Source organism: Sphingomonas nostoxanthinifaciens, from assembly GCF_019930585.1.
Lineage (GTDB): Bacteria > Pseudomonadota > Alphaproteobacteria > Sphingomonadales > Sphingomonadaceae > Sphingomonas_I > Sphingomonas_I nostoxanthinifaciens.
This window is the reverse complement of record NZ_CP082839.1, coordinates 853,998-878,308: the sequence shown is the minus strand read 5'-3', so window position 1 is coordinate 878,308 and position 24,311 is coordinate 853,998. Positions and strand designations below refer to the sequence as shown.

General features: G+C 67.7%; 26 protein-coding genes. 6 read left to right on the top strand and 20 right to left on the bottom strand.

Features of this window, described 5'->3' with window-relative positions; genetic code table 11:
* Positions 1-16 precede the first annotated feature (16 nt).
* Positions 17-694 (bottom strand): FadR/GntR family transcriptional regulator, encoded by a 678-nt coding sequence (locus K8P63_RS04035; protein WP_223799716.1) that lies wholly within the window; start codon positions 692-694, stop codon positions 17-19.
* 8 nt (positions 695-702) lie between these two features.
* Positions 703-2,046, bottom strand: coding sequence for a GntT/GntP/DsdX family permease (locus K8P63_RS04030; protein ID WP_223798585.1), 1,344 nt, complete (start codon positions 2,044-2,046; stop codon positions 703-705).
* Between the two features lie 278 nt (positions 2,047-2,324).
* Here K8P63_RS04030 and K8P63_RS04025 point away from each other — a divergent pair, with 278 nt between their 5' ends.
* Positions 2,325-2,570: a response regulator transcription factor gene (locus tag K8P63_RS04025; RefSeq protein ID WP_223799715.1), complete on the top strand. Its 246-nt coding sequence runs from the start codon at positions 2,325-2,327 to the stop codon at positions 2,568-2,570.
* A 4-nt stretch (positions 2,571-2,574) separates the two neighbouring features.
* On the opposite strand, the gene K8P63_RS04020 is transcribed toward K8P63_RS04025, so the two are convergent.
* Positions 2,575-3,021, bottom strand: a complete 447-nt coding sequence (locus K8P63_RS04020) for a MarR family winged helix-turn-helix transcriptional regulator (RefSeq protein ID WP_223798584.1) — start codon at positions 3,019-3,021, stop codon at positions 2,575-2,577.
* Positions 3,022-3,075: 54 nt separating this feature from the next.
* On the opposite strand from K8P63_RS04020, the gene K8P63_RS04015 reads away from it, so the two are divergent.
* Complete coding sequence (locus tag K8P63_RS04015) at positions 3,076-4,194, top strand: FAD-dependent oxidoreductase (RefSeq protein ID WP_223798583.1); 1,119 nt, start codon at positions 3,076-3,078, stop codon at positions 4,192-4,194.
* Here the strand turns inward: K8P63_RS04015 and K8P63_RS04010 are convergent.
* Together K8P63_RS04010 and K8P63_RS04005 are read right to left on the bottom strand one after the other, a co-directional pair.
* On the bottom strand, positions 4,170-5,111 hold the full coding sequence (locus K8P63_RS04010) for a formylglycine-generating enzyme family protein (protein WP_223798582.1): 942 nt from the start codon (positions 5,109-5,111) through the stop codon (positions 4,170-4,172). The genes K8P63_RS04015 and K8P63_RS04010 overlap by 25 nt on opposite strands.
* Positions 5,112-5,154: 43 nt before the next feature.
* Entirely contained in the window at positions 5,155-6,084 is a 930-nt protein-coding gene (locus K8P63_RS04005) for an NAD(P)-dependent oxidoreductase (RefSeq protein WP_223798581.1), read from the bottom strand.
* A gap of 11 nt (positions 6,085-6,095) precedes the next feature.
* Here K8P63_RS04005 and fmt point away from each other — a divergent pair, with 11 nt between their 5' ends.
* The 4 genes from fmt to K8P63_RS03985 all read left to right on the top strand — a co-directional run bounded on the left by fmt (position 6,096) and on the right by K8P63_RS03985 (position 10,496).
* On the top strand, positions 6,096-7,001 hold the full coding sequence (gene fmt, locus K8P63_RS04000; protein ID WP_223798580.1) for a methionyl-tRNA formyltransferase: 906 nt from the start codon (positions 6,096-6,098) through the stop codon (positions 6,999-7,001).
* Positions 6,998-7,735: a tRNA pseudouridine(38-40) synthase TruA gene (truA, locus tag K8P63_RS03995; protein ID WP_223798579.1), complete on the top strand. Its 738-nt coding sequence runs from the start codon at positions 6,998-7,000 to the stop codon at positions 7,733-7,735. Before fmt ends, truA begins: the two co-directional genes overlap by 4 nt.
* A 63-nt stretch (positions 7,736-7,798) precedes the next feature.
* On the top strand, positions 7,799-9,343 hold the full coding sequence (locus K8P63_RS03990) for a S10 family peptidase (protein ID WP_223798578.1): 1,545 nt from the start codon (positions 7,799-7,801) through the stop codon (positions 9,341-9,343).
* A 52-nt stretch (positions 9,344-9,395) separates the two neighbouring features.
* Positions 9,396-10,496 (top strand): tetratricopeptide repeat protein, encoded by a 1,101-nt coding sequence (locus K8P63_RS03985; RefSeq protein ID WP_223798577.1) that lies wholly within the window; start codon positions 9,396-9,398, stop codon positions 10,494-10,496.
* Here K8P63_RS03985 and K8P63_RS03980 read toward each other — a convergent pair.
* From K8P63_RS03980 to K8P63_RS03910, 15 genes are all read right to left on the bottom strand, one after another.
* On the bottom strand, positions 10,476-10,847 hold the full coding sequence (locus tag K8P63_RS03980) for a VanZ family protein (protein WP_223798576.1): 372 nt from the start codon (positions 10,845-10,847) through the stop codon (positions 10,476-10,478). The two genes, K8P63_RS03985 and K8P63_RS03980, sit on opposite strands and share 21 nt — an antisense overlap.
* Before the next feature lie 76 nt (positions 10,848-10,923).
* On the bottom strand, positions 10,924-11,154 hold the full coding sequence (gene rpmE / locus K8P63_RS03975; RefSeq protein WP_223798575.1) for a 50S ribosomal protein L31: 231 nt from the start codon (positions 11,152-11,154) through the stop codon (positions 10,924-10,926).
* Between the two features lie 190 nt (positions 11,155-11,344).
* Positions 11,345-11,767, bottom strand: a complete 423-nt coding sequence (gene fabZ, locus K8P63_RS03970) for a 3-hydroxyacyl-ACP dehydratase FabZ (protein WP_263282710.1) — start codon at positions 11,765-11,767, stop codon at positions 11,345-11,347.
* Positions 11,768-11,828: 61 nt separating this feature from the next.
* A complete protein-coding gene (locus K8P63_RS03965; protein ID WP_223798573.1) occupies positions 11,829-12,440 on the bottom strand; it encodes an OmpH family outer membrane protein in 612 nt (203 codons plus the stop codon).
* Complete coding sequence (gene bamA, locus K8P63_RS03960; protein ID WP_223799714.1) at positions 12,440-15,127, bottom strand: outer membrane protein assembly factor BamA; 2,688 nt, start codon at positions 15,125-15,127, stop codon at positions 12,440-12,442. The genes K8P63_RS03965 and bamA overlap by 1 nt, the downstream gene beginning before the upstream one ends.
* A gap of 115 nt (positions 15,128-15,242) precedes the next feature.
* Positions 15,243-16,376, bottom strand: a complete 1,134-nt coding sequence (rseP, locus tag K8P63_RS03955) for an RIP metalloprotease RseP (RefSeq protein WP_223798572.1) — start codon at positions 16,374-16,376, stop codon at positions 15,243-15,245.
* Positions 16,373-17,539 carry a 1-deoxy-D-xylulose-5-phosphate reductoisomerase gene (locus K8P63_RS03950; protein WP_223798571.1) on the bottom strand — a complete coding sequence of 389 codons (1,167 nt, stop codon included), beginning with the start codon at positions 17,537-17,539 and terminating at the stop codon, positions 16,373-16,375. Before K8P63_RS03950 ends, rseP begins: the two co-directional genes overlap by 4 nt.
* A complete protein-coding gene (locus tag K8P63_RS03945; protein WP_223798570.1) occupies positions 17,536-18,336 on the bottom strand; it encodes a phosphatidate cytidylyltransferase in 801 nt (266 codons plus the stop codon). Before K8P63_RS03945 ends, K8P63_RS03950 begins: the two co-directional genes overlap by 4 nt.
* On the bottom strand, positions 18,323-19,069 hold the full coding sequence (locus tag K8P63_RS03940) for an isoprenyl transferase (RefSeq protein ID WP_223798569.1): 747 nt from the start codon (positions 19,067-19,069) through the stop codon (positions 18,323-18,325). The genes K8P63_RS03945 and K8P63_RS03940 overlap by 14 nt, the downstream gene beginning before the upstream one ends.
* Positions 19,066-19,626, bottom strand: coding sequence for a ribosome recycling factor (gene frr / locus K8P63_RS03935; protein ID WP_223798568.1), 561 nt, complete (start codon positions 19,624-19,626; stop codon positions 19,066-19,068). Before frr ends, K8P63_RS03940 begins: the two co-directional genes overlap by 4 nt.
* A gap of 4 nt (positions 19,627-19,630) precedes the next feature.
* On the bottom strand, positions 19,631-20,359 hold the full coding sequence (pyrH, locus tag K8P63_RS03930; protein WP_223798567.1) for a UMP kinase: 729 nt from the start codon (positions 20,357-20,359) through the stop codon (positions 19,631-19,633).
* 178 nt (positions 20,360-20,537) lie between these two features.
* A complete protein-coding gene (gene tsf, locus K8P63_RS03925) occupies positions 20,538-21,488 on the bottom strand; it encodes a translation elongation factor Ts (protein ID WP_223798566.1) in 951 nt (316 codons plus the stop codon).
* Between the two features lie 103 nt (positions 21,489-21,591).
* Complete coding sequence (gene rpsB / locus K8P63_RS03920) at positions 21,592-22,344, bottom strand: 30S ribosomal protein S2 (protein ID WP_223798565.1); 753 nt, start codon at positions 22,342-22,344, stop codon at positions 21,592-21,594.
* 423 nt (positions 22,345-22,767) lie between these two features.
* Complete coding sequence (locus tag K8P63_RS03915; RefSeq protein ID WP_223798564.1) at positions 22,768-23,541, bottom strand: CDP-alcohol phosphatidyltransferase family protein; 774 nt, start codon at positions 23,539-23,541, stop codon at positions 22,768-22,770.
* 22 nt (positions 23,542-23,563) lie between these two features.
* Positions 23,564-24,295, bottom strand: coding sequence for a phosphatidylserine decarboxylase (locus tag K8P63_RS03910; protein ID WP_223798563.1), 732 nt, complete (start codon positions 24,293-24,295; stop codon positions 23,564-23,566).
* Between the last annotated feature and the right edge of the window lie 16 nt (positions 24,296-24,311).

Below are 24,311 nucleotides of genomic sequence, written 5' to 3'. Positions count from 1 at the left end.
CCGCTTGTTCTCTTGGTTATGGCATCAGCCGTTTGCGGCCCTGCGACAGGTGCCAGCGCATCGCCAAAGCGGCGCCGTCGGCATCCTGCACGCGAATCGCCTCGACCAGCATTTCATGCTCCTCGATCATCGCCGCGATCGCCGACGGCGGCCGCGAGCGCGAAATGTCGACGCCGGCGCGCATGATACGATCGATTTCCTCGTGCATATGGTCGAAGCTCGACAGGAATACCGGATTGGCGGTGGCGAGCACGATCTCGCGATGGAGCGCCATATCCTCGCCATGCGCCGGGTCGCTCGACACGAGCGCGGTGCGCAAGTCGGTCAACGCCGCCTCGATCGCGTCCATCTGCGCGAGCGAGCGACGCTGCGCGGCCAGCCGTGCTGCCTCCGCCTCCAGCACGAAGCGCACCTCGTAGCTGCCCAGCGTCGCCGACAGATCGGCCATCGGCATGTGCGAGCCGAGCCGCGCCGACGGCCGGCGCTTGACGAACGATCCGGCGCCGCGTCGCGCCTCGGTGATGCCGTCGGCAGCCAGCCGTACCAGCGCCTCGCGCACCACCGTGCGCGACATGCCGAACATCTCCGCCAGCGCCGATTCGGACGGCAGGCGGTCGCCGCTCTGCAGATCCTCGACGTCGATGATCTCGACGATGCCGGTATAGGCGCGGTCTGCGAGCCGGCCCTCGCGAATGAGGCCGGTCACAGGATCGCGCTGGCGAGCAGCACGAACAGCAGCCCAACCACCGCCACGATCGTCTCGAGGATCGACCATGTGCGGAACGTGTCGGGCGTCGACGTGCCGAGATAGCTTCGCACCAGCCAGAAGCCGGGATCGTTGACGTGGCTGAAGAACAGCGAGCCGGCGCCGGTCGCCAGCACGACCAGTTCGGGGCGTGCCCCGGTCGCGGCGACGACCGCCGGCATGATGCCGGCGGTGGTGATCGTGGCGACGGTGGCCGAGCCGGTCGCGAGCCGTACGCATACCGCGATCAACCACGCCATCAGGACCGCCGGGACATGGCCTTCCGACGCCACCCGCGCGAGGAATTCGGCAAGTCCGGCCGTCACAAGCACCTGCTTGAGCGAGCCGCCCGCACCGATCGCGAGGATGATCGCGCCGGCTGCCTTCATCGCTTCCAGCCAGATCGGCCCTTGCACGTCCGCCTCGCGCATCCGCCACCCAAACAGCAGCGGCAGCGCGGCGAGGTTGGCGATCAGCAGCGCCAGGATCGGGTTGCTGGCAATGCCGAGGAACGCGATCCTGGGTGCGATCGACGGGGGCAGGACGGCATGGATCTGCCCCGCGGCGATCAGCACGACCGGCAGCAGGATCGCCGCCAGCGTGCGCGCATTCGACGGCGCCGTGACGAGCGGCCGGTCCATGTCGATCACCGGCGTCGACACCTTTACCCAGCGCGAGGCGAACATGGCGAAGATCGGGCCCGCGATGATCGCGGTCGGGATGCCGATGATCACGCCATAGACGATGGTGAGGCCGAGATTGGCGTGCAGCGCATCGACCGCCAGCAGCGGCCCGGGATGCGGCGGCACCAGCGCATGCACCACCGACAGGCCCGCCAGCGCCGGCAGCATCAGCCGCAGCCGCGCCTCGGTCGGGCTACGATCGCGGATACCGGTCGCTGCCGCCGCGACGATCGGGAGCAACAGGACGAGCCCGGTCTCGAAGAAGAGCGGCAGGCCGACCAGCAAGGCCACCGCCATGCTCGCCCATGGTGCACCCTTGGGTCCGCTGAGCCGCAACCCGGCGGCGGCGAGCGACGCCGCGCCGCCCGAAAGCTGCAGCATGGCGCCGAGCGACAGGCCGAGCGCGACGACGAGGCCGGTGCCGCCGAGCACGTCGCCTGCGCCCTTCTGCACCGCCTGCGCCGTCTCCGCCATCGGCAGCCCGGCCAGCAGGCCCACCACGAAGGCGCCACACAAAAGCGAGACGAAGGGATGCAGCCGTCCGCGCACGATCAGGACGATCGACAGGCCGATGCCGATCAGGGCGGCGAGAATGAGTTTGATATCGGCGGGCGTCATTGGTCGCTGCCCCGGTGCAGGTGCACAGCCGTCATCGCACTCCCCCCTTTTGATCGCGCCGCGTTCGCGCGGCTTTCACCAACCTGTATGACAGCCAGCAACCGTTCGCAGCAAAAATCTTTTGTTGACGCTGTAGGACGGGCGGCATAGCCTGAAATCTGTCCAACCGATTTCGACTATCGATCGGCAGACACGATGCGGCACGGCGCAAGGCCGGCGCATCTCACACGGGGAGAGGCTGCATGGAACAGCAAGCGCAAAGCATCGGAAATCCGGGAATGGCCGGCCACCGGAGCGTGGCGCCGTCCATGCTCGCCAACCTGACGCCGACGCAGCTGAAGGTGATGGAGGGGGTCCATTCGGGCCTGCTCAACAAGCAGATCGCCTTCCGCCTCGGCATCGCCGAAAAGACCGTCAAGGCGCACATGACCGCGCTGATGCGCAAGCTCAACGTCCGCAACCGCACCCAGGTCGCGGTCGCCGCACAGACGCTGCTGTGGGTCGCCCGCGACGAGGCGGCGTGACGCTCTAGCCGTCCATCGCCTCGACATTCTCCAGCACGCGCTGCAGCAGCGCGATCAACGTCGCGACCTCCGCCTCCGTCAGCCCACGCGTCGCATCGCGATTGCCCTGCTGCAGGATCGCGCGACCTTCCGGTAATTTTGCCAGCGCGGTCTCGGTCAGCGAGACCAGGCTGCTGCGACCGTCGGCCGGATCGGGCTCGCGTCGGACAAGGCCGTCGCGCTCCATCCGCGCGAGCAATTGCGCCATCGTCGGCTGCTCGACCCGCGCCCAACGTGCAAGCTCGGTCTGCGAGCGCCTGGCCCCATCCTTGAGCGCGGTCACCACGGGCAACTGAGCGGTCGCAAAGCCGAGCGGGCGCAGGCGCGTATCGCCCACCCGCGCCAGTCCGCGCGCGATCCGGCTGATATAATGGCCGGGCGTCCCGAACGGGTTCCAGTCGTCGCGCCGCATTGCATAGCGTCCTATGTTTTTGTATAGGCTCCTATGTAAATGGAGGTTATGGTGATGGCAACGACTCCACGCATCGCGATCATCGGCGGCGGTCCGGGCGGGCTGATGCTGGCACGCCTGCTCGCGCTGCACGATATCGCTTGCACGGTGTTCGAGCGCGACACGTATGCCGACGAGCGACCGCAGGGCGGTTCGCTCGACCTTCACCCCGACACCGGCCAGCGCGCGATGCGGCGTGCGGGGCTCGACGCCGCCTTCCTTGCAGAGGCGCGACCCGAGGATCAGGGCGACCGCCTCTACGATCCCGACGGCACATTGCTGTTCGACCGCAGCGGCGCGGGCGACGACCGGCCGGAGATCGACCGCACGGCGCTGCGGCGCATCCTGCTCGAGTCGCTGGCGCCCGGCACCGTGCGCTGGAACAGCCGGGTCACCGCTATCATCCATGCCGGCGACGATCGCCACGACGTCATGGTCGACGGCGCATCGGCGCGATTCGACGTCGTCGTCGGCGCGGATGGCGCATGGTCGCGCGTACGCCCGCTGCTCTCGGCCGCGACGCCGGGCTATGAAGGGGTCGCGCTCATCGAACTGGGCCTCGATGTGCGTCGCCATGCGTCGGTCGATGCGCTCGTCGGCGGCGGCAAGATGATGGCGGTGGGCGACAATCGCGTGCTGATCGGCCAGCGCAACGGCCATGGCCATATCCGCGGCTATGCCGGCTGGCGGATGCCCGAGCCGGCAGCCCGCGCGCTCGCGGCCGCGACGCGGGAGCAGGTGCGTGCAACCGCGCTAGCGGCATTTGCCGGCTGGGCGCCGCACCTCATCGACCTGATCGTGCAGGGCGACCTGCTGGCGGTTCGGCCGCTCCACGCGCTGCCGATCGGGCATTGCTGGACGAGTCGCCGTGGCCTCACCTTGATCGGCGACGCCGCGCATCTGATGTCGCCGTTCAGCGGCGAAGGCGTGAACCTCGCGCTGGCCGACGCCGCCGATCTCGCCGAGGCGATCGCATCGAACACGGGATGGGCCGCCGTTACAAAGTTCGAGCGACGGATGGTCGAGCGCGCCACGCCGGCCGCCGAAGGAGCGGCTGACGGACTGAACGGCGCCTTTTCCCATGCTGGCGTCACCCACATTCTCGCCCATTACCGCGAGCGCAGCGCCGCCTGACGCGGTGGGCGGCTGGCGATGACGTCGCTCGCCACGCGCAATCCGAAGCCCGAGCTGCGATAATCCGCGATCGGCCTGCGCGGCGGCGGCGCGTAATTGCGCGCGGCCGAACGGATCAGCGCCGGCGGATCGCCCCACGTGCCGCCGCGCGCCACGCGGAACCGGCAATCGGGCGCATCGACCGCCGCCGCGTCCACTGGCCGGCCCGCAAGCGTGTCGACATAACAATCCTGCACCCACTGCCAGACGTTGCCGATCATGTCGGACAGTCCGAATCCGTTGGGCGGAAACGAGCCGACCGGCGCGGTATTGAGCCAGCGGTCGCGCCCCGCGGTCGCCGGCGTGCAGCATTCGTCCGCACCGTAATTGGCGAAGTCGTGGCTGGCCGCGGCGCCCCACGGGAATGCGGTGGTCGTTCCGGCGCGCGCGGCATATTCCCACTCCGCTTCGGTCAGCAGCCGATAGGGCCGGCCGGTGCGCGCGCTCAGCCAGCGGACATAATCCTGCGCCTCGGCCCAGCTGATGCACACCACGGGATCGTGGTCGGTCTGGGCAAAGCCGAGCTTGCGCCACGATGCCTCCGCGCCATTGGCGAGGCCGCTATAGGCGCAACCGAGCCCATCAGGATGGCTGCTCGCTTCGACGAAAACACGCCATTGGGCGCGCGTCACCGCGAAGCGCCCGACCGCGATGCTGCGCACCGCGACATTCGTCTGCGGCTCCTCGTCCGGTTTGTGGCCGGGCTCGTCCGGCGGCGATCCCATCGCGACATGCCCGGCCGGGATCACCACCATCTCCGGGCAGTCGGGGCAGTCATGGAACATGTGGGGCTGCCGCGCGGCCCCGCCCAGCAGCAGGCCGAGCGACACCGCCGCTGCACATGCGCCGAAACGCCTGAGAATCGCCCCCGCCCCCACGCTCCCGCCATAACCGATTCGGCAGGCGCGCGGGAGACCAGGCTCAATGCTCGATCGTGTAGGCCGCCATCGCCGACCAGTCGCGGTCGCCATTGCCTGCCTCGACCGTCTCGCGCATCCGGCCATGCACCGCGTCGAGCATCGGCAATTGTCGGCCGGCCGTCTCCGCCGCCTCGCGCGCGAGCCGCAGATCCTTCAGCCCGAGCGTCGCCTTGAAGCCCGGCTCGTAATTGCCGGCGGCGATGTTAGCCGAATAGGTCTGGTAGGCACGCCCGCCGAACAAGGTGCCGAGGATCAGCTCGAAGAAGCGGTCGCGCGGCAGATCGTTGGCCTCGGTCAGCACCACCGCCTCGGCCATCGCCTCGATCGCCATCGTCAGCATCATGTTGCACGCAATCTTGGCGGCGTTGGCGGTGGGCGGCTCGGCGCCCATATCCCAACTCCGTCCGCCGATCACCGCGAAGATCGGCGCCACGCGCGCGACCGCGTCCGGCGCGCCGCCGGTGAGGATGTTGAGCTCGCCCTTGGCGGCGACGTCGGGCCGGCCGAGCACCGGCGCCGAGACGTAGCCGATCCCGGCATCCCTGTGCGCGGCGACCAGTTCATGCGCGAACGCGACCGAGATGGTCGACGCGACGACGTGCACCACGCCGGCCCGCGCCTGCGCGAGCAGGCCCGCATCCAGCACGACGCTGCGGATCGCGGCATCGTCCGACAGCATCGTCAGCACCGCATCCGCCTGAAACGCCTCGGCCGGCGAGCTTACCATCGTCACGCCATCGATCGCACCGCCCGAGCGGTTCCACGCCTTCACCTCATGCCCGGCGGCGGCGAGGTTCTTCGCCATCGCGCTGCCCATCGCGCCGAGCCCGATAAAACCGATCTGCATTCGATATCTCCTGTGCCGGCGCCAGAACGCCGCCGCGGCGCCATGGCTCCAACGCGGCGCTTGCGTTCCGCCGCGCGCCGCCACAGAGGCGCGCCATGCGGATCGTCTTCATGGGAACCCCCGACTTCGCGGTGCCGACGCTGGATGCGCTGGCGGCCGATGGGCACGACATCGTCGCCGTCTACACCCAGCCGCCTCGGCCGGCCGGGCGCGGCAAGGCGCCCACCCCCTCGCCGGTGCAGAAGCGCGCCGAGGCGCTCGGTCTGCCGGTGCGCTCGCCGGTCTCGCTGAAGAGTGAGGCCGAGCAGGCGTCGTTCGCGGCGCTGGAGCCCGACGCCGCCATCGTCGCCGCCTACGGCCTGATCCTGCCCGAGGCGATCCTCGACGTGCCGGTGTGGGATTGCCTCAACGTCCACGCCTCTTTGCTGCCGCGCTGGCGCGGCGCCGCGCCGGTGCAGCGCGCGATCCTCGCCGGCGATGCCGAGACCGGCGTCACGATCATGGGCATGGAGGCCGGGCTCGACACCGGGCCGATGCTGGCGACCGCGCGCACACCGATCGGCGCGAAGGATGCCGGCATGCTGGCGCACGAACTGGCCGGGCTGGGCGCGCGCCTGATCCTGGAGGTACTCGCCGATCCGGGCGAGCATCCGCCCGAGGAACAGCCCGAGGCCGGCGTCACTTATGCGGCCAAGATCGACAAGGCCGAGGCGCGGCTCGATTTCACCGCGCCCGCGCTGCAGGTCGAACGGCAGGTGCGCGCCTTCGCTCCCGTGCCGGGCGCATGGTTCGAACATGCGGGCGAGCGCATCCGCGTGCTCGCCGCCGATCTGTGCGACCATGCCGGCGCGCCGGGCGAGGTGCTGACCGACGGGCTGGTGATCGGCTGCGGCGCGGCGTCGATCCGCCCGACCAAGGTGCAGCGCGCCGGCCGCGCGTCGATGGCGACGCAGGACCTGCTGCGCGGCTTCCCGATTGCGGTCGGCACGCGCCTGACATGACGCGATTCCGCCTGACGGTGGAATTTGACGGACGTCCGTTCATGGGCTGGCAGCGGCAGGCGCACGGCCCGTCGGTGCAGCAGGCGATCGAGCAGGCGGTCCAGTCGATCACCGGCGAGGAAGCCGCGGTCCACGCCGCCGGCCGCACCGATGCGGGCGTGCATGCCTTGGCGATGGCCGCGCATGTCGAACTCGCGAGCGCGATCGCGCCGTTCCGGCTGATGGAGGCGCTGAACGCGCGCCTTCGCCCCGCTCCCATCGCGATCCTCGCATGCGAGGCGGTGGCGGACGATTGGCATGCACGCTTCTCGTGCATCGGCCGCAGCTACGAATATCGCATCGTCAATCGCCGCGCGCCGCTGACGCTGACGCGCGGGCAGGCATGGCGGATCGCCCGCCCGCTGGATGCCGATGCGATGCACCACGCCGCGCAATTGCTGGTGGGGCTGCACGATTTCACCACCTTCCGTTCGGCGCATTGCCAGTCGGACAGCCCGGTCAAGACGCTCGACCGGCTCGACGTGCGGCGCGAGGACGAGATGGTACTGATCGCCGCGGCGGCGCGCTCATTTCTCCATCATCAGGTGCGCTCGATGGTCGGCTGCCTCGCGCTGGTCGGCCAGGGCCAGTGGCGCGAAACCGATGTCGCGCGGGCGCTCGCCGCATGCGATCGCGCCGCGCTCGGCCTCAACGCGCCGCCCGACGGCCTGTATTTCACCGGCGCGCGCTACTGACTTTGCGCGTGGCCCGCGCTGCGCTACCAATCCGCCATAACCAGATCTGAGGAAACGCTCCCCATGCGCCTTTCGGGCCGTCTGCTCGCCTTCGCCTCCATCCTGCCGCTCGCCTTCGCTCCAGCGCTGTCGGCGCCCAAGCCCGACGACAAGAAGGCGGCGAGCGAGGCTCCCGCGGCCAAGGGCCCGGACAAGGCCGACATGGGCGACAAGCCCAACCTGCTCCCCTTCCCCGTCGACCGCAGCATCAAGCAGGTGACCCACGTCGCCGGCAAGACGATCGCCTACACCGCCACCGTCGGCTCGCTGCCGGTGCGCGACGCCGACGGCAAGAAGACCGGCGAGGTGGTGTTCACCGCCTACACGCTCGACGGGCCGCGCGATCCGAGCCGCCCGATCACCTTCGCGTTCAACGGCGGCCCCGGCGCGGCGTCGGTCTATCTGAACCTCGGCGCGATCGGGCCGAAGCGCGTGCAGTTCGGCGCGGCGGGCGATGCCCCGTCCGATCCGGCCGTGCTGCGCGACAATCCCGGCACGTGGCTCGATTTCACCGATCTGGTCTTCATCGATCCGGTCGGCACCGGCTTCTCGCGATCGCTGCTCAAGCAGGATGAGACCGACAAGACCTTCTTCACGATCGAGCACGACATCCAGTATCTCAGCCGCATCGTCTACGACTGGCTGCAGAAGAACGGGCGCATGACGTCGCCGAAATATGTCGTCGGCGAAAGCTATGGCGGCTATCGCGCGCCAGCGATCGCGCACACGCTGCAGACCGATATGGGCGTCGGCGTCTCGGGCGTGGTGATGGTGTCGCCCGCGCTCGACGGCCGCGCCGAGGGCGATCCGGATCTGTCGCCGATGGGCTGGGTCGCGACGCTGCCGTCGATGGCGGCCGCCAATTATGAGCGGCAGGGCAAGCCGCTCAATCCCGAGACGATGAACGCGGTCGAGACCTATGCCCGCACCGAATTCGTCACCGATCTGCTGAGCGGCCGCGCCGACACGCAGGCGACCGCGCGGCTGGTCAAGAACGTCACCACCTATACCGGCCTCGATCCGCGCGACGTGCAGCAAATGGGCGGCCGCATCGAGAGCCGCGAATTCCTGCGCGCGCTGTATCGCACCACCGGCAAATTGGGCTCGTGGTACGATTCCAACGTCACCGCCTACGATCCTTTCCCCTGGTCGCCGCGCCAGCGCACCGGCGATCCGATCCTCGAGGGCATCCTCGCGCCGACCACCTCGGCGATGGTCGATTTCGTCACCAATCAGGTCGGCTGGAAGGTCGATGCGCATTACGAGGCGCTCAACGGCTCGGTGAACGAGCATTGGGAAAAGAACTGGTTCACCCAGATCGAGAGCGCGTCGGACCTGCGCCAGGCGCTGGCGGTCGATCCCAAGATGAAGGCGATGATCGTCCACGGCTATGACGACCTCTCCTGCCCCTATTTCCAGAGCAAGCTGATCGTCGCGCAGATCCCCGAAATGGGCGGCGTGCAGCGGGTAAAGGTGAACGTCTATCCGGGCGGCCACATGTTCTATTCGCGCTCGGACAGCCAGGCGGCGTTCCGGCGCGACGTGATGGCGCTCTACGGCGTGCGCTGAGGAGCGACACGCCGTCACACCGGAAATTCTCTACCGTTCCGCGACGCTCGAGGTGCGGCGGGTCGCCGCACCCGACGCGCCTGCGCGCGTCGTCACGTTCGACAGCCATCATGACGATCCGGGCACGGACAGACTGGGGTTCGGCGAGGCGTTCTTCGCGAGCGAGGGTATCGGCGCGATCCATGTCCTGACGGCCGCTAACGACTGGTTCCAATGCCCCGACACGCCAGCGGCGCTGGCGGCGGTGCGCGCCGCTGCCAATGCGCCGCTGCTCGCCTACGGATCGAGCATGGGCGGCTATGGCGCGGTGCGGTTCGCGGCGGCGGCCGGGGCCGACCGGGTGCTGGCGCTGTCGCCGCAATATTCGATCGATCGGCGCAAGGTCGATTTCGAGACCCGGTGGAAGGAGGAAGCCCGCCGCATCCGCTTCCGCCCCGAACTCGACGGCCCGATCGCGGGCGTGGTGCCCAGCGTGGTTGCCTACGATCCGCTGTTGGACGAGGATCGCTGTCACGTCGATCGCATCGCCGGCGACGTCGCGATCGAACGGCTGCGGGTGCCGCATGGCGGCCATAATTCGGCGGCGTTCCTGTCCGATCTCGGTCTGCTGAAACCGCTGGTGCACGCCATGCTCGACGGCAATCTCGACCTTCCAGCGGTGGCGGGCGAGGCGCATCGTCGGCGCAAGGAATCACCGACATGGCTGGGTGAGCTGGCCGGGCGCCAGCCTGCCCACCGCCTGGGCACCGCCATCGGACTGGCAGAGCGCGCCGCCAAGCTGGGGCCCGACAGCCCGGTCGCGCTCAACCAGCTCGCGCTGCGCCTGCGCGAAGCTGGCGAGCTCGATCGGGCGATCACGATCCATCGGACGGTCGTGGCGATGGCGCCGCTGCCGGCCTATCTGTGGGGCCTCAGCAAGACGCTCGCGGCGGCCGGACAAACCGGCGAGGCGCTGGCGGCGGCGGCCGAGATCCAGCGGCAGGCGGCGAGCGTCGCCGGCTACCACCGCTGGGCGGCCGAGCTGCGGATGCAATTGCACGATCGGGCGGGCGCGATCGCCGATCTGCGCCGCGCGGTCGAGGCATTGCCGAGCCACCGCGGCTATCGCTGGACGCTCGTGCGCGAGCGCCTGTTACAAGCGCTGGGGCTTTGACCAGCGCTCGATAAGCGCGAGTAGCGGCCATGCCACGATCAGACCCACCACCGATGCCGCCATGTCGGCGAACCAGTCGGCCCATTCGGCGTCGCGATGCACGATCGGCACCGCCTGGCTCAGCTCGATGAAGCCGCCGAACGCAGCCATCGCGATGAAGACCAGCGGCACCGCCCGCTCGGGATAACCGAGGCGCGCCAGCACGGTGATCGTGAAGAAGGCCGCCATATGGTCGACCTTGTCGGAATAGCCGAGATGCGGCGCTTCGCGCTGCGGCAGGATCGCCGCCACATAAGCGACGATCACCGCCAGCCAGAACAGGATGATGCAGATACGGCGAAGCGGGGGCATGGCTGCCCCCTGCCCGCTCGACATCGTAAGGTAAAGCCACGTTGCGCCGGGCCGAACCGGCCCGGACGCGCGCGCCTTACTTCTTGCTGAGGCTGAGGCCGCCGAAGCGCTTGTTGAAGCGCGCGACCTGGCCGCCCTGATCGAGCAGCTGGCTGCGGCCGCCGGTCCATGCCGGGTGGACGGTCGGGTCGATGTCGAGCTGCAGCGTCTCGCCGACCGCACCCCAGGTGGAGCGCGTCTCAAACACGGTGCCGTCCGTCATCTGCACCTTGATCGAGTGATAATCGGGGTGGATGTTCTTCTTCATGGAGCGATCCTCTGGGTCGGGCTGGTTTCCGACCAGCCGAGGGAAGCGGCGCCCATAACGATATGGGCGCGAAAAGGGAAGAGCGAAGCACGCCGGTCAAACCCGTGCTCCGGCGCAGGCCGGAGCCCAGGCCTTCGAACGCGACGCCTGTGGCTCTGGGCTCCGGCCTGCGCCGGAGCATGCGAAACCTTCAGGCCTTCGGCGGATCGGCGATCATCGCGGTGAAATTGGCCTGCGCTGCCAGCTTGTCGCCGATCAGCGCGCGGCCGGCGAACTTGCACACGGTCGCACGCTTCTGGACGAACTCGACCTCCAGCCGCAACAGCACGCCGGGCTCGACCGGCGCGCGGAACTTCGCCTCGTCGATCGCCATGAAATAGACCAGCTTGCCGGAACCGGCGAGGCCGAGGCTTTCGACGGCCAGCACGCCGGCGGCCTGCGCGAGCGCCTCGACGATCAGCACGCCCGGCATGATCGGCCGGCCGGGGAAATGGCCCTGGAAGAAGCCTTCGTTGATCGTCACAGCCTTGATCGCCGTGATCGATCGGTCGGGGATCAAGTCCTCGACACGATCGACCAGCAGCATCGGATAGCGATGCGGCAGCGCCGCCATCACGCGGGTGATGTCCAGCGGACCCAACCCCGCGGACGGCGTCGCTTCGTCGCTCAAGCGCTTAGCGGCCCTGACCGGCCGCCGCAGGCGCCGCGGCAGCGGCACGCTGCTGGCCCGGCTGCCAGCCGGCCGGCGGGGTGACCGACACGGTCTTCACGGTGTTGTTGAGCTGCGCGACGATATCGTTGGTAATGTCGCCGGCGGGCGCCACCGCCATAACCGTATCGGGACGGACGAGCACCGTGACGTTCTTGGCCGCCATGGCGGCACGAACGGCGGCTTCCAGCTTGTCCTGCACCTGCTCCTGCGCATAGGCGTTGGGGCGGGCAAAGGGAGCGGCGAGGCCCTGCAGCTCGCGCTGCGCGGCCTGCTGCTTGGCCTGCGCGGCAGCAATCTTCGCGTCGAGCGTGGGCTTCGGCGTCGAGGGGCTGGCCTGCAGCGTCTGGATCTCCTGGACCATCGGCTGAAGCTGCGCCTGCAGCGCCTGCTGGCGCGTGTTGAACGCATCGATCTGCGGCTTGTACTGCGTCTTGATCTGGGCAGCGGCGGCCTGCATCGCGGCCGACTGCTCGACCGCAGCCTCCAGATTGGCAGTGGCGACTTCGGCCATGGCCGGAGCAGCGAGCGGCGCGGCGATAGCAGCCGCGACGAGAAGCTTTGCGATCATCCTCATCAGAATTGGGTTCCTACGTTAAACGAGAAGAGCTTGGGAGCATCCCCAGGATATTTGACGAGTGCCTTGGCGATATCGATGCGGAACGGACCGAACGGCGAGTTCCAGTTCACGCCGATACCCACCGATACGCGTGGCCGCCATGTATCGCCGAGATATTGTTCTTGGAAGCCCGAGATGGTCGTCCCGTAAGGGGTGAGCCCACTCGGGCAGGTCGTGTTCTGCTTGACGCTCTGCGACGGCAGCGTTCCGGCAGAATCGTAGCACAAGCGCGTACCGTCGGAATTCAGGATCTCGCGGAACTGGCCACCGACGCCGACGCTCTGCAGGTTCGGCGTGGTCAGACCCCACACCGAGCCGATATTGGCGAAGATCGACGGCCGGATGCCGAGTTCCTTCGCACCGTTGCCCAACGGCAGCAGCATCTCCAGTCGGCCGAAATAGTAATAACGGCCGCCAAGTGCGTCATCGACGGCATTCTTGCGGTCGGGATCCGGTTCGCAGACGGTGGTGCTGGTCGTGAGGCACGACCGCCGCAGCACGCGCGGACCGATGCCGCGAATGTCGAAGCCGGCGAAATCGGGCTGCTGCTGGCCGCCGAGGTAGAAGCGGTCGGTCAGGCGCACCTTGTCGACGCCCGGCCCCTTGTCGCCTTCCAGGCTGCGAATATAGCCGCCCTCGGCATTGGCGGAGAGGGTGAAGCCCCACAGGCCCCAATATTTATGCCCTTCGACGCGGGTCCGCACGTAGCGGACGCTGCCGCCGAGACCGGCGACGTCCTGGCTGAAGATCGCGCGCTGGCCGCGCGTCGGGTGGATACGGTCGTTCAGATTGTCGAACACGACGCTGTAGCCGACCGACGAGGTGGTGCGATTGCCGATCGCGTCGCAGAGATAGCGGCCGGCGAGGAGCGGGTCGCATCGCAGCGTGCCGGTCGGATCGAGCGTCCCGTCGGGCAGGTAGGCGGAATAGAAGGTCGACTGGTTGAGCGACACCTTATCCTGGGTCAGGCCATAGCGCAGCGCGAGGCTCCAGAATTCGGTGAGCGGCACGCCCGCGCGGATCTGGAAGCCGGTGCTGACCTGGTCGTAGGTCGTGTTGCGATTGGTATCGACGTAATTGAACGAGTTATAGTCGCGGCGGAACACGTCGCCGCCGACGGCGATATTGTGATCGAACAGATAGGGCTCGGTGAAACCGACGCTGACCGACTTAGAGTAGATCGAGTAATCGGTGCTGGCGCGCACCTCCTGACCCTTGCCCATGAAGTTGGACTGGGTAATCGACAGGCTGACGATGAATTTTTCGAGGCTCGAATAGCCGGCCGACACCTGCAGCTGACCGGTCGACTTCTCCTCGACGTTCGCCTCGAGCACAACGCGATCGGGCGCCGAGCCCTGCTTCTGCTCGATCTCGAATTTCTGCTGGAAATAGCCGAGGCTCTGGATGCGATCGCGCGACCGCTTGACCCGGAAGCCGTTGAAGGCGTCGCCCTCGGCCAGTCGCAGCTCGCGCCGGATCACCTTGTCGCGCGTGACGGTGTTGCCGTTGATATCGACCCGCTCGACATAGACGCGCGGCGCGTTGGCGATGCGGAAGGTGACGCTCATCGTGAGCGCGTCCTTGTCGCGTTCGAAATTCGGACGCACGTCGGCAAAGGCGTAGCCGAGCAGGCCAGCCGTCTCGGTCAGGCTGTCGACCGTGTCCTCGACCGTCTTGGCGTTGTACCAGTCGCCCTTCTTGATCTTGAGCAGATATTCGAGATCCTTCGACTTCAAGTCGCGGATGTCGCTCTCGATATGGACGTCGCCGAAATGGTAGCGCTTCCCCTCGTCCACCACGTAGGTGATGATGAAGTCGCGCTTGTCGGGCGTCAGCTCGGCCACGGCCGACACGACGTGGAAGTCGGCATAGCCGTTGGTCAGGTAGAATTGCCGCAGCTTCTGCTGGTCGTAGGCCAGCCGATCGGGATCGTAGCTGGTGCCGCCCGAGAAGATGTGGGTGATGCCGCTGGTCTTGGTCGCCATCTCGGCGCGCAGGCGGCTCGCCTTGAACTTGTGGTTGCCGATGATGTTGATCGCCTGGACGCGGCTCTTCGCGCCCTCGTGGATCTCGAACACGATATCGACGCGGTTCTGGTCGAGCAGCACCATCTTCGGCTCGACCGTCGCGGCGTAGCGGCCCTGGCGGCGATAGAGCTCGATGATGCGGGCGACGTCTGCGCGCGCCTTGGAACGGGTGAAGATCTGGCGCGGCGCGAGCTTGATCTCGGGCCGGATCTTCTCTTCCTTGATGCGCTTGTTGCCCTCGAGGACGATGCGGTTGATGACCGGATTCTCGCGCACGCGCAGCACGATGTCGCCCGTATCGGCTCCGGCGATCGTCACGTCGGCGAACAGCTCCGACGCGTAGAGATCCTTCAGCGCCTGATCGAGCAGTTCGCGGGTATAATGGTCGCCCGGCTTGAGCTTGATGTACGAACGGACGGTATCCGCCTCCAGCCGCTGATTGCCGCTGACGGCGATCGAACGGATTGTCCCGGAACCGGGCTGCACCGCCGGCGTTGAAACAACCGGAGCAGGAGCGGCTTCAGCGGCAGCCGGCTTGGGCGCGGGCGCTTTGCGCGCGGCGACCGCAGGCATGCCGGCGATCATCGTCCCTATCATCAGCGCGGGCGCCAGCCGCATGCGGGCGCGGCGTCCGACACCAACCTCAATTTCGCTCACGCAACCCCGCCTTCAATCAAATATCCGGAAAAGCCGGGGCCCCTTGTCCGGCAGGCCCTGCCCTGCCCCATCCCGATCAGCCGATCAAGCCGGCAAGCTTCCGGAAGAGACCAAACGAAGCCAGATCGTTGACCGTCACGAACAGCATGAAACCGAGCAACAGCGCAAGCCCCGAACGGAATGCCCACTCCTGCGCCTGGGCTGGCAAAGGGCGACGCCACACCCCCTCGATCAGATAGAAAAAGAGGTGGCCGCCATCCAGCAGAGGGATTGGCAGAAGGTTGATGAAGCCGAGATTAATCGAGATGAGCGCCATGAAGCGGATGAACGGCAGCAGCCCCAGACTGACCGTCTCGCCCGAATATTGCGCGATCTTCAGCGGTCCGCCAAGTTCGCGCGCCGACCGTTCGCCACCGACGATCTGGCCGATCACGTCGACCATCATCCGCACCGTACCCCAGGTGGCGTCGACCGCCGCCCCGAGCGTGCCGACCACGCCCAGCCGCACGTTCACCGCCATACCCGGACTGACACCGAGCAGCCCGCGCTCGGCGCGATTGCCGGCGGCGTCGACGTCGACGATCCGCTGCGGTGTGACCTGCACGATCTTCGTCGCACCGGCACGCTCGTAAACCAAGGGCAGCGGGCGGCCGGGCCGCAGGAACACGATCTGCGCGACATCCTCGAACCGGTCGACCGAACGGCCGGCAACCGCGACGATGCGGTCGCCGATGTGGAGGCCCGCCGCCTCGGCCGCGGAGCCCTTGACGATGTTAGCGATCACCGTCGGCGTGCGCGGCACGCCGTACGCCGCGAAGAAGCCGGCGAAGATCGCGATCGCGAGCAGGAAATTGGTGATCGGGCCTGCCGCGACGATGATGAAGCGCTGCCACACCGGCTTGCCCTGCAGGGTCTTGGCGCGCTCCTCGGGCGGCAGACGCAGCCATGCGGGATCGGGCTCGCTCGCCGGCCCCATGTCGCCGGCAAACTTGACGTAGCCGCCGATCGGGAGCGCCGACACCTTCCAGCGGGTGCCGCGCCGATCGGTCCAGCCCATGATCTCGCGGCCCATGCCGATCGAGAAGATGTCGGCCTTAACGCCGAACAACTGCCCGGCGAGATAATGTCCCATTTCGTGGATGAACACGAGCGGGCCGATGACGGCGATGAAGCCGAGGATCGTGAGGATGATGCCCGGCACGTGAATCATGCAGTCTGAAGCTCCGTCGCCGTTCTTGCCACCGCCCGCGCCTCGGCATCGATCGCGAGTGCCTCGTCGATCGAAGCGGGCGGAGCGGGGTCGTAGCGTTCGAGCACTTTCTCCACGATTAAGACGATATCGAGAAAACCGATGCGCCCGTCGAGGAAGGCGGCGACCGCCACCTCGTTCGCGGCATTGAGCACGGCCGGACGCGCGCCGCCGGCGGCAAGCGCCGCCATCGCCAGCCCCAGCGCCGGGAAGCGGCCGAGATCGGGCTCCTCGAAATCGAGCCGGCCGACCTCGGCGAGGTCGAGCGGCGCGCACGGCGTCCCCATCCGTTTCGGCCAGGCGAGCGTGTGCGCGATCGGGGTGCGCATGTCGGGCGTGCCCATCTGTGCGAGCACCGATCCATCGACATATTCGACCATCGAATGGACCACCGATTGCGGATGGACGATTACCGCGAAGCGATCAGCCCCGACCGGGAACAGGTGATGCGCCTCGATCAGCTCGAGCCCCTTGTTCATCAGCGTCGCGCTGTCGACCGAGATCTTGGCACCCATCGACCAATTGGGATGCTTCACCGCCTGCGCTGGCGTCACCCGCGCCATCTCGTCGCGCGGCATCGTGCGGAACGGACCACCGCTCGCGGTGAGGATGACGCGCTTCACCTGCGACACGTCGTGATGCGGGAAGCACTGGAACACGGCATTGTGCTCCGAATCGACCGGCAGCAGCGTCGCGCCGGCCTGTCGAGCCGCCTCGGTCATCAGCGCGCCGGCCGAGACGAGCGATTCCTTGTTGGCGAGCGCGACGGTTCGTCCGTGACCCAGTGCCGCCATGGTCGGGCGCAGGCCGGCGGTGCCGACGATCGCCGCCATCGTCCAGTCGGCGCCGAGCGCCGCCGCCTCGGCGATGGCGTCGGCGCCCGCCGCCGCCTCGACGTCGCTGCCCGCCAGCGCCTCGCGCAGCGGCGCAATGAGCGTTTCGTCGCCGATCACGGCCAAGCGCGCGCGCGTCCGCCGCGCGGCGGCAGCCAGCCCCGCGACATCGCGCTGCGCGGTGAGCGCGACGATCTCGAACGCCTCTGGATCGCGCTCGACCAGGTCGAGCGTGGAGGTGCCGATCGAGCCGGTCGCGCCCAGGATGGTGATCGTCCGCCGCATCGTCAAAAAGTCCCGTTCGCGTTGATGGCGGCGACCAGGATCAGCACCGGCAGCGCGCCGTCGATCCGATCGAGAACGCCGCCATGCCCCGGCAGCAGCCGCCCCGAATCCTTGACGCCCGCGCGCCGCTTGAGCCAGCTTTCGAGCAGGTCGCCCGCCTGCGCCACGATTGCAAGTGGCGCACCCAGCCACAGCGTCGCGAATGGCAGCCGGCCGCCCGCCGCGACAAGCCCGCCCACGATCGCCGCGGCGGCCATGCCACCGATCAGGCCGGACCACGTCTTGTTCGGGCTGATCGACGGCGCAAGCTTCGCCCCGCCGATCGCGCGGCCGGCGAAATAAGCGCCGATGTCGGTCGCCCACACGATCACCAAGGTCCACAAAGCGAGCATCAGGCCGTTGGGCAATTCGCGCAGATAGAGCAGGCCGATCGAGGCCGTCCCCGCATAGGCCAGCCCCCACGCCGTGGGTGCGCAGCCGGGCGCCAGCGCGAACAGCAGCGCGGCGATCAGCAGCAGCGAGACGGTCGACCGATCGGTATCCCACAGCATCGGCATGGCATAGGCCATCGCCACCGCGAGGATCACGATCGCGCCCGCCAGTCGCAAACGATCGGCGCCGACCAGCCCGCCCCATTCGATCAGCGCAACGAGGGCGACGATCGTCGCGAGCATCCACAACACGATACCGCCGGTCCACAACGCGCCCAGCGCGACCGCCGCCAGCACGACACCGACGACCGCACGGCGCCCGAGATCGGAACCTCGCTTGCTCGGCGTGGCCTGTATCTCAGCGTCCGCCATAGCGCCGTTCGCGCCGGGCGAACTCGGCCACCGCGCGTTCCAGCGCAGCGCGGTCGAAATCCGGCCAGAGGGTGTCGACGAACATAAGTTCGGCATAAGCCGCCTGCCACAGCAGGAAATTGGACAGCCGCTCCTCGCCCGAGGTGCGGATCAGCAGATCGAGCGGCGGCAGCGCGCGCGTATCGAGCCGCTCCTCGATCGTCGTGCGATCGATCGCGGCGGGATCGAGCAGGCCGGCCTGCGCCTCGGTCGCGATCGCCCGCACGGCACGCACCAGTTCGTCCTGCGCACCATAATTGAGCGCGACCGCGACATCGAGGCGGCGATTGCCCGCGGTGCGCGCGCACGCCTCTTCAAGGTCGGCGACGATGTCCGGAGCGAAGCGGCGCCAGTCGCCGATCAGTTGGAGGCGCACGCCGTTGCGATCGAGCTCGGCGATCTCGCGCTTGATGTAATAGCGCAGCAGACCCATCAGGTCGGCGACCTCTTCCTCGGGCCGTCGCCAGTTTTCGGACGAGAAAGCGTAGAGCGTCAGCGCCTCGATACCGATCTCGGCAGCAGCGCGAATCGTGCGGCGAACGGCATCGACGCCGGCGCGGTGGCCGGCGATGCGCGGCAGGTGGCGCTGCTTCGCCCAGCGGCCATTGCCATCCATGATGATCGCGACATGGCGCGGCAGCGGGGCACCCCCGCCGCCGTCCGGCACCGTCGCCGAGGACGGCAGCCCGCTCACTTGCCGAGGATTTCCTTTTCCTTCGCGCTCGTCAGCGCGTCGAGATCGGCGATGGTCGCGTCGGTCAGCTTCTGCACCTCGGTCTCGAGCCGCTTGCGCTCGTCCTCGGACAGGCCGTTCTTCTTCTCGTCGGTCTTGAGCGCGTCCATGCCGTCGCGGCGCACGTTGCGCACCGCGATGCGCGCCTTCTCGGCATATTGGCCGGCGAGCTTGGCCAGCTCCTTGCGCCGCTCCTCGGTCAGATCGGGGATCGGGATGCGCAGATTCTGGCCGTCGACGATCGGGTTGAGGCCCAGACCGGCCGACCGGATCGCCTTGTCGATCGGGCCGACATTGCTCTTGTCCCACACCTGCACCGCCAACATGCGCGATTCGGGTGCGCTGACGGTCGCCGCCTGGTTGAGCGGCATGCTGGAGCCGTAGATTTCGACCGTCACCGTATCGAGCAGGCTGGTCGAGGCGCGACCGGTGCGCAGCCCTTGCAGATCGTGCTTCAACGCATCGACCGCGCCATGCATGCGGCGCTCCAGATCGGCCTTGCTGTAGGCGTTCGCCATCGGCTTATTCCTTTTCGTTGCGAACGATCGTGGCGACGCCCGAACCCGCGAGGACATGGGCGAAGTTGCCCTGCTCGCGAATGTTGAACACCACGATCGGAATGTCATTGTCGCGGCACAAAGCCACCGCGCTCGCGTCCATCACCTTCAGGTCGGCGGCGAGCACCTGGCTGTAGCCAACCGTTTCGTAGCGGGTGGCGGTCGGATCCTTCTTCGGATCGGCGGTGTAGACGCCGTCGACCGACGTACCCTTGAACAGCGCGTCGCAGCTCATCTCGGCAGCGCGCAAGGCGGCGCCCGTGTCGGTGGTGAAGAAGGGATTGCCGGTGCCGGCGGCGAAGATCACGACGCGGCCCTTTTCCAGGTGGCGCTCGGCGCGGCGGCGGATGAACGGCTCGCACACCGTCGGCATCGGGATGGCGGACTGGACGCGCGTCTCGACGCCGATCTGCTCCAGCGCATTCTGGACGGCCAGCGCGTTCATCACCGTCGCGAGCATGCCCATATAATCGGCGCTCGCCCGCTCGAAGCCCTTGGCAGCGGCAGAGAGGCCGCGGAAGATGTTGCCCCCGCCGACGACGATGCACAGCTCGAAGCCCTGGCCGCGTGCATCCGCAATCTCGCCGGCGACGCGCGCCGTCATGGCCGGATCGATCAGCGGCTGACCGCCCTGCCCCATCAGCACTTCGCCGGACAGCTTCAGCAGGATGCGTTTGAAGGGCGGCTGCGACATGCGCTTCGAACGTCCTCGTGGCTTGTTGAAGTCGGCAGGTCTTAGTCGCGCGGGTGCGCGGTGCCAAGGGCGGCGATGCGGTCGCCCTGCCCCAGAGACGGATCATCCCGGCGCGAGGACGATCGACTCAGCAGATGAGCCGACCGTTCCCCGCGCCGGGACGACGAAAGCGTGTCGCTTAGTTGACGGGCGCCGGCTGCTGCGGAACGCCCGAAGCGGCAGCGACCTCGGCGGCGAAGTCGCTCGTTTCCTTCTGGATGCCTTCACCCAGCTGGAAGCGCACATAATCGGTCAGCGCGATCGAGCCGCCGGCTTCCTTTGCCGCCGCCGCGATCACGTCCTTGATCTGCGTCTTGTTGTCCATGACGAAGACCTGGCTGATGAGCGCATTTTCCTTGCGGAACTTGGCGACCGCGCCCTCGACCATCTTCTCGATGATGTTGGCCGGCTTGCCGCTCTCGGCAGCCTTTTCCATCGCGATCGCGCGCTCGCGCTCGACGAGGGCCTCATCGAGACCTTCCTCGTTCAGCGCCTGCGGGAAAGCGGCGGCGATGTGCATCGCCAGCTGCTTGCCGAGCGCCTCGATCTTCTCGACCGGGGCCGAACCCTCGAGCGCGACCAGCACGCCGATCTTGCCGATGCCGGCACCGGCCGCATTGTGGACGTAGGACACGACCGCGCCCTCGTTCACCGACACGACCTTCGCGCGGCGCAGCTGCTGGTTCTCGCCGATGGTGGCGACGTTCGCGGTCAGCTTGTCCTGCACGCTGCCCTCGCTGCCCGGATAGGGAGCGGCGGCAAGCGCCTCGATGCTGTTGCCCGTGGTGAGCGCAAGCTTCGATACGGTGCGGACGAAATCCTGGAACTGCTCGTTCTTGGCGACGAAGTCGGTCTCGGAATTGACCTCGACCGCGGCACCCGTCTTGCCTTCGACCGTGACGCCGACGAGGCCCTCGGCCGCGGTGCGGCCGGACTTCTTGGCGGCGGTGGCGAGGCCCTTGGTGCGCAGCCAGTCGATCGCGGCTTCCATGTCGCCGCCATTCTCGGTCAGCGCCTTCTTGCAGTCCATCATGCCGGCGCCCGAGCGCTCGCGCAGGTCCTTCACGGCAGCAGCGGTGATATCCGCCATAGTCCAGTCCTCCAAGTTGATACGTCACCCCGGCGCAGACCGGGGTCCAGATCCGACAGCGCGGGACTGGATCCCGGCCTGCGCCGGGATGACGACAGAATGATTACGCCAGCGCTTCCTCGGCCGGCGGAGCCTCGGACGCGCCGAGATCCTCGCCCATGTCGCGACGGCTGGCGACGCTGCCGCGCGTCGCGGCCTCGGCCACAGCCTCGCAATACAGGCGGATCGCGCGCGACGCATCGTCGTTCGCCGGGATCGGGAAGGCGATGCCGTCGGGCGAGACGTTCGAATCGAGGATCGCGACGACCGGGATGCCGAGCGTGTTGGCTTCCTTGATCGCCAGCTCTTCCTTGTTCGCGTCGATCACGAACATGATGTCGGGAATGCCGCCCATGTCGCGGATGCCGCCGAGCGACTGCTCGAACTTGTCGCGCTCGCGCGTCAGCTGCAGCACTTCCTTCTTGGTCAGGCCGTGCGTGTCACCCGAAAGCTGCTCCTCGAGCGCCTTGTAGCGCTTGATCGAGCCCGAGATCGTCTTCCAGTTGGTGAGCATGCCGCCCAGCCAGCGATGGTTGACGTAATGCTGGCCCGACGAGCGCGCTGCCTCGGCGATCGGCTCCTGCGCCTGGCGCTTGGTGCCGACGAACAGCACCTTGCCGCCCGATGCGACGGTCTGGCCGATGAAGTCGAGCGCGCGCGCCATCAGCGGCACGGTCTGCGACAGGTCGATGATATGGACGCCGTTGCGCTCGCCGAAGATGTAAGGCTTCATCTTCGGGTTCCAGCGGTGCGTCTGGTGGCCGAAATGCGCGCCCGAATCGAGCAACTGCTGCATGGAGACGGGACGAGCCGCCATTGTATTTCTCCTACCCGGTTGAACCTCTGCGAAGCGGCGACCGGGGGCGAACCCCGCGGCTCCGGTATGATGCTCCGCATGTGGAATGGGCGGGCCTTTATCAGCATTTCGCCAAAAAACAAGGCAGCCCGGCCGCTTGACAACAGAACATAACGCGAACATATGGAACGTCGTCGTATCAACCACGTTCAGGGTGTCACGTTTACGACACCGGACGGTAACCGGAGCATTATGTTATGGTTCAGACAGTTGCGACTATGCTTTCTCTCATGCTGGTCGCCGGCGCAACGCTGGTGATCGGCTGGAGCCTCACCGAAGACTGGGCCTCGCTCCGCCGCGCGCTCGGCGCGACACCGTCGCTCCCCGTCCTCCCGGCACGCACCCGCCGCGTGATGGGTGCGCGTCGTGCTCGTTTCGTTCGCATCAGCTCGGAAAGTTCAACGACACGCGCTGCCGCTTGACGCGCGCATAGCTGCGAATCGCCAGCGGAATGGCGACGACGTAGATCAGTACCAGCCCGCTCAGCGTGGCCCATGGCGCAGTCAGCAGCGAAGCGCCCGCCAGCCCGACGAGCAAGAGCAGCGGCAGGCGCACGCCGCGCCTTACCCGGAACGAACCCCAGCCGTAGGTCGGCAGGTCCGAGATCATCAGCAGCGCGACGATGATCGTCCACGGCGCGACCACATAGGTAAGCTGTAGTATCGGCCATTGATCGGTCGCGAGCCACAGGATCAGCGGCAGCAGCGCGAGCGCCGCACCGGCGGGTGCGGGCACGCCGTTGAAATAGCCCGCCGCCTTGCGCGGATTGTCGCCGGCATCCAGCGTTGCGTTGAAGCGCGCGAGGCGAAGCGCGCAGCACACCGCATGGGCCAGCGCGATCACCCAGCCATATTTGGGCACGTAATGCAGCGACCACAGGAACAGGATCACTGCCGGCGAGACACCGAAGGCGATCACGTCGGACAGCGAATCGAGCTCGGCACCGAAGCGGCTCTGCGCCTTCAGCAACCGTGCGATGCGGCCATCGAGCCCGTCGAGAACACCAGCGATGACGATCGCGCCGACCGCTTTGTCCCACTCCTCGGTGATGGCGAAGCGCACGCCGGTCAGCCCGAAGCAGAGCGCCAGCGCGGTCACCGCATTAGGGGTCACCGCGCGAAGCGGGATGCCCCGCCGGCGCGAACGCGGTTCGATCATGCGCGATACGATCCCGAAGCGATCACAGCGGGAGGCCGATCGCCGACTCCGTATCGCCCAGCCGCGCCAATACGGTCTCGCCCGCGATCGAGCGCTGCCCCAATGCCACCTTCGGTGCGGCGCCGGCCGGCAGATAGACGTCGACGCGGCTGCCGAAGCGGATCAGGCCGACGCGCTGGCCGGCCGCGACCATGTCGCCATTCTTCACGAACGGCATGATCCGCCGCGCGACCAGCCCGGCAATCTGGGTGAAGCCGATGAGCGTGCCGTCGGTGCCCTCGACCACGAAATGCTGGCGCTCATTCTCCTCGCTCGCTTTGTCGAGGCTGGCGTTCAGGAACTTGCCGGAGATGTAGACGACGCGCGCGATCGTGCCGGCGATCGGGCTGCGATTGATGTGCACGTCGAACACGCTCATGAAGATCGAGACGCGCGTGCACGGCGCCGGATCGAGCCCGCCTTCGCCGGTCATCTCGCGCGGCGGCGGCACCTGCACGATCATCGTGATCAGCCCGTCGGCCGGCGCCACGATCAGCCCCTTGCCCTGCGGCACGCTGCGCACCGGATCGCGGAAGAAGGCTGCGACCCAGATGGTGATGCCCAGCATGATCCAGCCCAGCGGATGCGCGAGCCACCACGCGACCAGAGCGATCGCCGCGGCGATCACCACGAACTTGCGCCCTTCGGGATGCACGGCGGGCCAACGCCACTCCGCGCTGGGTGTACCGGGAGGATCGGACTGAAGTGATGCCATTGCCCCTTCTACGGGC